We start from the raw sequence: 11270 nt of genomic DNA, 5'->3' as shown, positions 1-11270 counted from the left end.
AAAGGCTCCTAGTGGAGCCTTTTTACTTGTTTAGAGACTGTAAGAGTAACTTAAGCTGAGCGAGCCAAAGGAATGACCGTCGGGCTGGCCTTTAAACTCTTTGCTGCGATGTACTTTGGCAAACGATAGTTTCCAACCTTTATATAGAGCCGCGATACCTACTGCGGCTTCGCCAACTAAAGGTTCTTTATCAACCGAATGACTGCTTCGAAAGGTATTGCCATCAAGAAAGATATCTCTTAATACCCAGCGTCCATCCATCGATGCAAATGCGTGAACACCTAAATTGTTGTCACGGCTACCGCGCTGGTAGCGTCCATCTCCCAAACCAGGCGCGCTATTATCGCCACCGCTACGTAGTGCTGATGTGCCAAAGTCTTGGGGTAGATTCCAACCAACACGTACCTCTGCGCCAGCATTTAGATAAGTCGCAACATTACCGAGGCTACCGCCGCCATGAAGGATCGTATCGTATTCAAATAGTGGAGAGATCGGACCTTCTAAGAAGCGATATTTATGTTCGTAAACCAGTTGAATGCCGGGTTCATTTTTAAGCTGATTATCCCAGCCATTAAACTTTTTAAACCCTCGCAGATCATGAATAAAGTCTTGAGCTTCTTCTCCTAAAGCCCATGGGCCGACAATACCGATATTTAGCTCTGCTGTATTCATAGAGCGGCGGGTACGGCTATGGTAAGACAGCCCACCATATAGCCATGCAGCGTAGGGGCGATCATTGGGAGCGAGGGTAAAGCGTTCGAGATCTTCAGGGGTGTAGATCTGTTGTCCTAAGCTCACTACAACATTACGTTGAATCGGCTCGCCAGTTGGATTGGGTGGATCGAACCTTGGTAAATAAGGCGCAACTTTGCCTACCCACTCAGGTAGGTTGGGATCGTTCAGATGATTACTTACATTGGGGGATACCCAAGAAGCCTTAATGCCGTTGGTGTAGTTTTGGTCTGTTTCGGAAAACAGATCATTTTCAAAATAAAGATTGAGCGTCCATGGATTAGACTCATTAACGTCATTGGCTAAAGAGGCGATGGTGTCAGCTGATGCGGTGCCTGTACTGAGAAGGGTAGCGGTTAACACTGCAATCAGTTTTGGGCTGTGGGCAGACATTCGAACGTCCCTTTCTTTCTTGCGAGTGGTATTTGGATAAAATTAGCCGAAGGGAAATGTCCCCTCGGCTAAATCTTGAAAACTACTTCTTACGCCACTTGCCGTTTTGTAGCTGGATAAATTGTCCAGCAGGTGTGCGGTCCTGAAGGCGTTGACCCATACGTAGTTCAAATACGGTACGCTCGACACCTGCTTTTTTAGATCCTTTGTCATAAGCTGCGCGGCGCTTTTTATTAATGCCAGCAACCAAAGATTTTAGATCTGCAGTTGGCTTTGAGGTCACTATGCCTAGATAGCCGTTGGTACGCTCACCGATTAGACCTTGAGCTTTGGCATCGTCTTTAGATATAGCCCAAGCTGGTGTTGCAATGATTGATAGCGCTAGGGCTATCATGCTGAATAGCGTTCGAAACTGTTTCATCATCATACCCCTTTAAAAAATATCGCTGTTTTCTGTGAGCAGTTCATCAATTTCCCTATCAACCTTGACCAGAATCTCGTGCTCAATTTTAACATTGAGGTTAATGGTAATAGGTTCGCTAGGTACCGCGACTTCCACGCGGGGTGAACAACCGCTCACACCAGCCAACGCAATTGCTAACGCAAAAGGTGGGAGTAAATGGGTTAATTTCATGGTTGTTCCTCAAATTTGGTTTCAATCTGCGTTAACGGTAACGCTTCTCGATTGTCTTCGTCAATTTATCTGCAAACTGTAATGTTTTGATTAACTTAGGAATATTCTCTTCCACATTAATCGTGAAATCTACCGGGTGGCCATTTTGCCAATCTGGATTGCTACCCTTTAAGCGAGTTTCTAATAAGGCTGTACCATCCTCTGAATAGTTAAGCCCTATATCCAGCTCTTCATAATGAAAATTCTGAAGTGCTTCAATCGCCATCTTTAAGCCAACATTGGCCGCTGCATAGGCTTGTACTGCTGGGGTCGGCTCAAACAAAATTTTGCCTCCAGGAGCTAAGCCTTTGATAACACCATCTGTAATGGTGAAAGCGTTATCTTTGTAAGCTAGAGGGAAACTTCCCCCTAATTTACCTTCACCGGATAACCCTTGCTGCCTTTCCAAAGCCATCACCGCGCCAAGGTCGATATTGTCCACCTTAACCTGACTGGTGATATCGGGCTTGCTTGGATTGAACTCGAAATCTGAGAGGCTAATTAAACCCTCAAAAAGTTCAGCCTGCATACCCTTCAGTTTAAGCAGGTCACCGCTTTTTCGCTGCTGGTACTGATAACTTGTTTGCACATTTTTGATTTCAACTCCTGTTGTAACCCGACCCAGCTTAATGCTGCCTGTATCGCGTAACTTACCTGAGGTGGAAAGTCGGGAGGTTGAATCTAAATTGAGCCCTTCAATTAAGGTTTCATCCCAGCTTATATTTGCTGCTCTGATACTGTTGTTAAATTGTGCTGAGAACTTGCCGTTGTTTAAGGTGCCGCTGCCTTTGTGGAATAGGGTGCCTTTAAGCACGCTCAGCTCTTTCGGAATAGGAGCGTAGGCTTCTAGTGTGCGATCAATCCCTTTGAGGCTGATAGGTTGTACGGACCAATTTAGCTTAGTGTTGCCGTTACTTAATGTGGTATTTGCACGACCTTTTAGATCTAGCTTTATAGGAGCGTTGCTGAATACCTGATAGCGATTGCTTAACTGATCTTTATCCCATGTGAATTTAGAACTCAGTTTCAATTGTGGGAATTTGGCTTCCCCTTGGCTCAGGTTTAGCTGAGGAATAGCAATTGAACCTGAGATTTTCTCTTTAGCCAGATCAATGGAGTCGAGGCTTAGTTTAGAACGTATTGGTGAAACATTTATTCCCTCTAGCGCAATCGCACCGGCTTCAATATCTAAATGTAGAGGTGATACATCTGGTATCAAAGTACCATCTAAAAGCAGTTGGCCTATATTGGCTTTGATCGCGAGTGGCTTTTGTAAGGTCGCTTTCAGGTTTTGTATCGGTTCTTTTAAGCTCGGGTGCTTTAGCTCGGGGACTTGTATATTGGTGTCGGAGTTAAGCGTGATCTCAGCTTCTTTTAGTGAAAATTTAAGCGCACCTTCTAATTCGGCAGAGGCTTTTTCTAGAGACGGAATTGGGTTAAACGCGGTTATCTTGCCCTTACCGGTTTGATCGATCTGGATACTTTTTAACAGTTCATCTGGCGAGAAACGGGTTTGTAGCGGGAAGTGAATTTTTCCCTGAAGTTTGACCGTGCCTTCTAGCTTAGGAATCGGTAGGTTGTGCAATTCGAGTTTTTGTCGCCAGCTCTGTAAACCCGCCAGTTGGATCTCTTGCGCGGATGTTAAGGTCAGTTTGTCATCAAACGAGAGATCGCCTGCAATATTAAAGAACGGCTCCTCATCCTCTAACAACCGAAACGTAAATTGATTTTGCTTGTTCAGATTCAGGTCGCCCCAACCAAAATCCTTCTCGTCTCTTAAGGCTTTAACGCGGCTATACAGTTTGTCGTCTTCAAACAGTAGTGCGCCGATAAACTGCCAATCGCTCTGGTTTTCTGGGTAATCCAATTGAAGAGTGACTTGTCCAATCCGAATGGCATCAATGGGGATCTGATAAAACCAAACCGAGGGTAGGGCTTGGCTTAGATCTACCATTTCATTATTACTCTCACTGCTTTGTTCGGTGGTGTAGGTGATTTTTATATCTGAGCGCGGCATTGATAGAAGTTTGAGGCGCTGTTCTTGCCAGAGAGTGTAAGGGTTAAATTGCAGTGTTATATCGCTGGATTGATAACTGATGATCTGAGTAGGGGTGTGCTTTTCTAGTTTTACATTAGCGATATGCAGCTCGTTCCAGCTAGGTGTTTGCATATCCAGTTCAACAGCGGAGAAGTCATTTTGCTCCAACCAATATTGCAGGCTTTTATGTGCAATAACTGGGGAGAAAAAGTATGCGGCTAAAGGCAGGGCTATTACAAAAGTAAAAGTTAAAAGGAGGCACGCCCATAGTATTTTATGACCTCTGCGCATACTGCCTCCCTTAAACGTACACTTAAACGTAAAACAGTGCTGTTAATCCAGTTCTATATCGTACAGGCGTTCTACGGCATCTTTTAGGTGGAAAATCAGTTCGCCATATTGATCAGTATCGTTCTCAATATCGATATCGCCTAATCGATCGGCAGTTTCTTCTAGAGATTCGCCGCGATTATCGACGCCATGATCCGCTAGCAACCAATACATCAGACCGTAAATTTCAGCAACAGTTTCTACTTGGTCTAAATCTTCGATAATGGCATTACGCACTTGTTGCAATGCAGCCATTAAAGGCGCTTTTTCATCGGTATCGAGATAAAGCTTTAGCACCGAATCTGCAGATTCGATTGTATAGCTTTCCTCAGGTGCAGCTTCGTTAGTGTTAAGTGCTACCTGAGGCGCGTCTGAATTAATCGCGCTGATTAGGTGTCGCATTAACGTAGTTTCCGTACCACATTCATACCGTCGCGAACGGTTAGGAAAAGGTTTTCTACATTTGGATCTGCTGCGATCTCTTTGTTTAGATCGACTAAGACGTCATCAATGTCAGATTCTGGCTGTAGTACTTTGCCAGACCACAACATGTTATCCAGAATGATCAGGCCGCCTGGGCGCGTCATTTCTAAAACCTTGTGGTAGTAGTTTAGGTAGTTGCGCTTGTCTGCATCGATGAAAGTGAAGTCTAGCTCCATATCCAGCGTTTCGATGGTTTCAATCGCTTTGCCGAAGATTACTTCAATCTTGTGGCCGTGAGGGCTACGATCAAAGAATGTTTTGGCAAAGTCGATTGCGCGAGGGTTCGTTTCGCAGCAGATGATCTTGCCATCTTCTGGCATGCCTTCTGCGATGGATAAAGCGGAATAGCCAGTGAACATACCAATCTCTAGTACGTTCTTTGGTTGGTGCAACTGAGCAAGAAGTTTTAGCGTTCTGCCAACCAAACGGCCAGATAGCTTTTGCGGCCAGCCCATGTTTTTGTTGGTTTCATCGATCAGCTCTTGCAGCAATTCAGGCTCAGCTGTAGTGCTTTGAAAGGCATAATCTTCAATTGCTTCGTTAACCAAAAATTCCACTTAAATCTTCTCTAATCTAGGTTCGACGGCGTTAGTTTAACGTTGCCGAGGGTGATAAAAGTCATGACCCAATCTGAAAAAAACAGCTTTATTGGGCGTTATCTAAATATTGCCGCGCATAATACCATTTTCTAGCCTGATTGCGTTACGACTGACTCATCGCTATCAAAGGATGATATGCGGTAAAAAGCGGGAAAGATCTTGTGTGATCGGGTGTTTATCTTCTCTTAGAGAAATACCGGCGGGTTGATCGTCTATTAGCCAGCTGCCGATCAGCGTGTGATTGTCACCAAATTTAGGCAGAGGGTGACAAGCCTGAACGATGTATCCCTCTTCACCGTAAGGCCCTTCGGCCTTCGCTATTACTTCGCCTTGATTAACGATGCTGATATTGGCGCCTTCGCGAGAGAAGATCGGCTTGCGGACATAATGCGTAAGTTCTGCAGCACGGGGATCATCTTCAAAATAAGCAGGTAGTAGGTTAGGGTGATTTGGAAAGAGTTCCCACAATAAAGGCAGTAGTGCTTTGTTGGAGACTAAGCTTTTCCAGATCGGCTCTAGAAAGGTGGTACCGCTTTGAGCAATGTATTCGCCGTACTCTTCCCGTTGCATAAACTCCCAAGGGTAGAGTTTGAATAGCCAGTTGATCGGTTTACCTAGCTGATCGACAAAGCGCTGATCTTCATTGATGCCGATATCTTCAACATAGATGAAGTCGTTTAGTAGGCCGGCTTGTTGGGCGCAATCTTGCAGATATTGCACAGTGCCACGATCTTCGATCGTGTCTTTGCAACTTGCTAGGTGCAGTAAGCGAGAAGGCTGGCGAACTTTGAGTGCTTTGAAGCGCTCGATCAGTCGCTCTTGCAACGAGTTAAATTGATCGGCATTTTGAGACAGCTTACCGCGATCCACCTGTTGCTGAAGCCATACCCATTGCCAGAACCCTGTTTCATAAAGGCTGGTGGGCGTATCCGCATTATTCTCTAAGAATTTGGCAGGGCTTTTACCGTCATAACAAAGATCGATGCGGCTATAGAGGCTATCTTCGCGGGCAAACCAAGAGCGCGCAATCTCATCCCAAAAGGCTTCTGGGATTTGAAAGCGGCGCAGCAGTTCTTCATTACCTACCACATGCTCAACCACTGCCAGACACATCTGATGAATCTCAGCTGTCGGTGCTTCAATATCTTGTTCTATCTGTTCGAGAGAGAACTGATAGTAGGCAGATTCATCCCAATATGGCTCCCCATACATAGTATGAAAATGGAAGCCATATTGTTCAGCAGTTTCGCGCCAATCAGGACGTTCGGCGCAGGTGACTCTTAGCATCTACAGGTTAACCGCCGAAAGAGCGACTGGAGATGGTTTTACCAAAACCACCGCGCCCCATAATACGGGCACTACCTTTACTGCCTTTGAATGCTGAGGAGCTGACCTTAACTTTGTTCTTATGGTAATCACCAAACATGTCACCGGATGAGCTTACCCAACGGTGAAAAGCAGGGGTGCCTCTTCGGGTGCTATAGCCTAAGCCTCTAGGTCGGTCGAAATCGAGATCGAAGTCTTCCTCGGTACGATGATTTTCGCCCAACATAAAGCCCGTCATTAGCGGGATAAAGTAGGGGGAGTATTCGAAGCACTGGTGGTTACCGAAATCGTAAGCGCAGTTGCTTTCACTACGATATCGAGGTGCGGTGCGTTTCCAATCTGCTAGCGCTTTTTGATAGGCGCTTTCACATCTATCGTCATAGCCTGGGTTATCTAGTTCACATGCAGTGACTGATTTGTAGATGTAACCATCTTCAGAATTACAGCCACTCAGTAGTGCAGCACCAGTAGCGACAGCTGATAGACGTAGTCCGTTTTTCAGCCATTTAGCATCAAATGCAAAATCACTTTTTTGCAGATGGTTTATTTTTGTACGTTTCATCCCTGATGCCTCCTTAGTAGGTCATAGAGGCAGCATTAAGGATACCGATAGCAATAGATACCGCACCCAGCACGATACCGGCAGGTGTTTCTCCATCTTGGATGCGTTGGGTGATTTTCGGCATAAACAAACGTACAACTAGATAAGCGATTAACTGAGCGACAAGCGCTACCACAGCCCATACAGCAAAATCGATTAAAGATACGGAGTTGCTAATGGCGCTAGCTAGGGCAATGGTGAAACCAACCGTTGCACCGGAAAGCGCGCAGGCTGCGGCCATGTTTTTTTCTTTAACCAGTGCCCAGTCATCATAAGGAGTCAGGAAGGTATAGATGACTTTGAAGAGTAGTAGGGCAACCAGTGAAAGGCCGAAATAGATAGCAAAGTTGGTAAGCCCAATAAGTAGAGCGTCCATGCGAGACTCCTAAAAATTATGAAAGTTGGGTAATTGCAGCCCAGTCCAAAGCTTTTAAACGGGACTGTGCAATGTAATAAATAGTGCAACCTGATCTAACGCGTTTATCGAGTGAAGGGTTCACTTCTGGTTTACCGTCGTTATCCAGATCAACAGCGATCAGGGTCGCGCCATAATTTTCTTTTAATGGCACGTATAGATCACGTACAGACATCTCTGGCAAACCTTCAGGTACGACAACAGAAAACTGGGTCATACCTGTAGTTGTGTTGAGAAGTTCGTGATGCAAAATACTGGAGCCTGGGTCCATCGCTGATTTTACTAACATCTCTGTAGATACAGATGGCGTGCACTCTATGGTAGGGCAGTGCTGTTTAAGCAGATTGCTCAAGCTTTCATCCCTAAAGTAGGTGATGATGTGTGCTTGAGGATTGCGATTGTAAATATTTAAAGCCGCGCTGAGTGTCTGATCATCATGTGCACAATCGATGATGATTGTTGAGGCATCTTCAATATTTGCACGATTTAAGCCTTCATCATCGTTTAGTGAAACGGTACGAACAAATTCGATATGGCCCGGCATCGGGTTTTCCATCTCATCAGCGACACACAAACAGATCTCTCGATTAAGGTTGTTCTTAGCTTCTGTCTGGAGAAGTTTAAGAAGAGGCAGGGTACGAACTTCGTTCCAGCCAACGACGACGATATGATTTGAGAGGTTGAGTTCTTTAAGACCCATAACACCTTTTCTCCACTGAAAAGCACTGAATGCAGCAAACTTACCGACGACGAGTGCAAATAGACCAAGACCGAAAGGAATAATATAGAAAGCGACTAATGCTTTGCCTGTTGCTGTTTCGGGAGATAGATCTCCGTAGCCGACAGTCGAAGCCGTTACTATTAACCAGTAGATATAGTCCGAGCCGGTGAGGTTGGATTCACCCGCCCATTCCAAAAGCAACCGGCTACTTAGGCCATATAATAGAAGCAGCGCCAGTACAGCCTGCCATTTCATGTTCTTGAAATGACGGTTGAGCAGTTTGCGTAAGCTTTTGAAAACCTGCATTAAAAATCCGTGTACATGGAATTGAGGCGGGATTTTAATCTCATCTAATAATAGATGCAAAAGGGAGCCGTTTCTTAACAGTGGGCCTGAAAAGCCTTACAATAGCTCGCCATGAGCGCCTGAAAAAAGATCTGACATGGGCGTAGTTATTAAATGATCCGCAATGTTCTGGAGTTTAGTGTGCCTAGTATCGATCCTCTTATCATTTTTCTAGTCTCAGGTGTGTTCTCTATGTCTGGTGCGTTAAGCGCTGGTGCTATCAATAAACTACCTGAAGAGGATAAGCCTGAATTCGCGCATAAACGTAACGGTTTGATGACGATCGTTATGGCGGGTAACCTTGCTGCTGTCGCATTGCTGTTCTCTATGGCGTACGGTTTCAGCAACCTAGACTGGTGGATCCCACTGCTATGTATGTTTATCACTTTCCCAGTGGTTCATTTAGTTATTCTTCAGCCGATGCTGGGTGAGTTGAAAACGCTGTTTATGTCATCGATTATTTCTGCGGTTTCCCTAGTCGTTTTATATCTCTATTGGTAATTTTCTATGCCTGAGCTGCTAGCTTCATTTGATCTGAATAGTTTGCTGCTAGGCGTATTGATTACAGGATGCCTGTTCTTCTTTATGTACAGGCATCTGACTTCCCAAAAAGAAGACCTCTTACAGCAGGTTGCTGAAAGCGAGACCACAATAATCTCGTTAAAAGCTAAACTCGAAACTGAGTTGGCAGCGCAGCAATCTGCCTATCATGAAGTATCTATCCAAAAAGCACGTATCGAAGAGCGCTTACATGCGTTAGAACCAAGACTACGTGACACGCTTACAGAAAAGCATCAGCTTGATAAACGCTTGGAGCAAACCAAGTTTGAGTTGGCTGATCGTAATGAAGTGATTGCGGATCTTGAAGCGAGGTATGAGGCGACTCAAGAAGCGCATTCTGAAAAGCTTCAAGTGTTAGAGCAAGCTCGCCAACAGTTAAAGCAAGAGTTCCAGAATCTAGCTAATCGTATTTTTGAAGAGAAAGCTCAACGATTCACTCAGAGTAATCAAGAGAATATGGGTCACCTGCTGACACCTCTGAAAGAGCAGTTAGGTGAGTTTAAGCGTCGTGTTGAAGATGTTTACGATAAAGAGTCCAAGGATCGTCGAGCTCTCTATGAGCAGATTTCTCATCTAAAACAGCTTAACCAGCAGATGAGTGAAGATGCGATCAATCTAACTCAAGCCCTGAAAGGCGAAAATAAAACTCAGGGTAACTGGGGCGAAGTTGTACTAGAGCGTGCCTTAGAGGAATCGGGTTTACGCAAAGGCTACGAGTTTGAGCTGCAGGTATCTGCATCTGTTCAAGGTAAACGCTACCAGCCTGATGCGGTGATTCATCTGCCGGATGGTAAAGATGTGATCGTCGACTCGAAGGTTTCCCTTACCGCTTACGAACAATACTGCTCGACTGATGATAAAGATCTGCGTGAGCGCATGTTGCGTGAACATTTGATCTCGATGCGTGGTCATATTAAAGGACTGAGCGATAAAGCTTACCAAGGGCTAGAAGGTATTCGCTCTCTCGATTTCGTGCTTTTGTTTATTCCTGTGGAAGGCGCTTTTTTGTTGGCGTTAGAGAAAGAACCTAATCTGTTTAAAGAAGCGTTTGATCGCAACATCATGTTGGTAAGCCCTGCGACATTGATGGTGACGTTAAGAACTATCCACAATATCTGGCGTTACGAGCATCAGAATCAAAATGCTCAAGAGATCGCTCGCAGAGGTGGTGAGTTGTACGACAAATTCGTTGGCTTTATTGACGCTCTGGATGAAGTAGGGCGTAACCTGCACAGAACGCAAGCCGCTTTTGATACTGCTAATAAGCGGCTATCAACTGGACGTGGTAATTTGGTGAGCCAAGTGACCATGCTGCAAAGCCTTGGTGCAGATGGTAAGAAGAAGCTTAATACTGAGCTTGTTGAGCGCGCTTTAGAATCTGATCAGTAACATTGATAGGAGAGCTTTATGATAAGTATTGTTGGATATGGCTCTCTACTATCTGAAGCCTCCGCAAGGGAAACCATTCCAGGCCTTACGAACTTCAGGGTCGTAACTGTCCCCGGTTACAAACGTATCTTCAATAAAGTTGGAGTTGTGTTTATCAGTCGGCATAAGGCTGATCCTGACTCTTTACAGTTAGCCTCCTGCTCGACTTTGCCTGCATCTGAATGTGAGATTATTTGCAGCCAGTTTGAATGTACTCAAGCAGAGTATGAAGCGCTGTTCGAACGCGAACATCGGTTTAACTGGGTGGAAGTAGAAACTTTTACTGATGGTCAAAGCGAGACAGGGCTGATGTGCACAGGCTCAACTGATCAACACTACCGCTATAGTAAATGCCGCAGTGAGCAAGAATATCATGAGCGTGTAGGGCAGTTTTATGCGGGTAACCTATGGCGAAACGATATTCTGCCATTCCCTCGTTATCTGTCCTTCTGCTTAAAGGCGGCTGCGTCGCAGGGAGAGGCTGTTTTGAATAACTTTCTCGACAGTAGCTACCTTGCAGATGGCGAAACGACCATTCGTACTTACTTAGATAACAGCGGTTCAAATTGGCGTGAAATCGATAGCGCCTATCATTACTAAAAAAGCTCTTTCTGAGCTGTTTACC

13 protein-coding genes are annotated in these 11270 nt (G+C 45.1%); 3 read left to right on the top strand and 10 right to left on the bottom strand.

Features of this window, described 5'->3' with window-relative positions:
• Positions 1-30: 30 nt before the first annotated feature.
• The 10 genes from ACMXYP_RS11520 to ACMXYP_RS11475 form a co-directional block, all read right to left on the bottom strand.
• Positions 31-1125 (bottom strand): lipid A deacylase LpxR family protein, encoded by a 1095-nt coding sequence (locus ACMXYP_RS11520; protein WP_415881783.1) that lies wholly within the window; start codon positions 1123-1125, stop codon positions 31-33.
• Between the two features lie 82 nt (positions 1126-1207).
• Complete coding sequence (locus tag ACMXYP_RS11515; protein ID WP_415881782.1) at positions 1208-1546, bottom strand: YdbL family protein; 339 nt, start codon at positions 1544-1546, stop codon at positions 1208-1210.
• A gap of 12 nt (positions 1547-1558) precedes the next feature.
• On the bottom strand, positions 1559-1759 hold the full coding sequence (locus ACMXYP_RS11510; protein WP_415881781.1) for a YnbE family lipoprotein: 201 nt from the start codon (positions 1757-1759) through the stop codon (positions 1559-1561).
• Between the two features lie 31 nt (positions 1760-1790).
• Positions 1791-4127 (bottom strand): YdbH domain-containing protein, encoded by a 2337-nt coding sequence (locus tag ACMXYP_RS11505; RefSeq protein WP_415881780.1) that lies wholly within the window; start codon positions 4125-4127, stop codon positions 1791-1793.
• Positions 4128-4169: 42 nt separating this feature from the next.
• A complete protein-coding gene (locus tag ACMXYP_RS11500) occupies positions 4170-4568 on the bottom strand; it encodes a hypothetical protein (protein ID WP_415881779.1) in 399 nt (132 codons plus the stop codon).
• Positions 4568-5206 (bottom strand): O-methyltransferase, encoded by a 639-nt coding sequence (locus tag ACMXYP_RS11495; protein ID WP_415881778.1) that lies wholly within the window; start codon positions 5204-5206, stop codon positions 4568-4570. Before ACMXYP_RS11495 ends, ACMXYP_RS11500 begins: the two co-directional genes overlap by 1 nt.
• Positions 5207-5371: 165 nt before the next feature.
• On the bottom strand, positions 5372-6535 hold the full coding sequence (locus tag ACMXYP_RS11490; protein WP_415881777.1) for a glutathionylspermidine synthase family protein: 1164 nt from the start codon (positions 6533-6535) through the stop codon (positions 5372-5374).
• A gap of 7 nt (positions 6536-6542) precedes the next feature.
• The gene (locus ACMXYP_RS11485) at positions 6543-7136 is read right to left on the bottom strand and encodes a DUF1190 domain-containing protein (protein WP_415881776.1); all 594 of its coding nucleotides are present in this window, start codon (positions 7134-7136) and stop codon (positions 6543-6545) included.
• 13 nt (positions 7137-7149) lie between these two features.
• On the bottom strand, positions 7150-7551 hold the full coding sequence (locus tag ACMXYP_RS11480; protein ID WP_415881775.1) for a DUF350 domain-containing protein: 402 nt from the start codon (positions 7549-7551) through the stop codon (positions 7150-7152).
• A gap of 16 nt (positions 7552-7567) precedes the next feature.
• Positions 7568-8617, bottom strand: coding sequence for an ion channel (locus tag ACMXYP_RS11475; protein WP_415881774.1), 1050 nt, complete (start codon positions 8615-8617; stop codon positions 7568-7570).
• A 153-nt stretch (positions 8618-8770) separates the two neighbouring features.
• Here ACMXYP_RS11475 and ACMXYP_RS11470 point away from each other — a divergent pair, with 153 nt between their 5' ends.
• The 3 genes from ACMXYP_RS11470 to ACMXYP_RS11460 are packed head-to-tail and all read left to right on the top strand — an operon-like array spanning position 8771 to position 11245.
• Positions 8771-9157: a hypothetical protein gene (locus ACMXYP_RS11470; protein WP_415881773.1), complete on the top strand. Its 387-nt coding sequence runs from the start codon at positions 8771-8773 to the stop codon at positions 9155-9157.
• 6 nt (positions 9158-9163) lie between these two features.
• A complete protein-coding gene (rmuC, locus tag ACMXYP_RS11465; protein ID WP_415881772.1) occupies positions 9164-10606 on the top strand; it encodes a DNA recombination protein RmuC in 1443 nt (480 codons plus the stop codon).
• An 18-nt stretch (positions 10607-10624) separates the two neighbouring features.
• Positions 10625-11245: a gamma-glutamylcyclotransferase gene (locus tag ACMXYP_RS11460; RefSeq protein WP_415881771.1), complete on the top strand. Its 621-nt coding sequence runs from the start codon at positions 10625-10627 to the stop codon at positions 11243-11245.
• Positions 11246-11270 lie beyond the last annotated feature (25 nt).

The sequence above is a fragment of the Neptuniibacter sp. QD34_54 genome (assembly GCF_047778055.1).
Lineage (GTDB): Bacteria > Pseudomonadota > Gammaproteobacteria > Pseudomonadales > Balneatricaceae > Neptuniibacter.
Note: the sequence above shows the minus strand (reverse complement) of the source record. Positions and strands in the feature narration are given on the sequence as shown.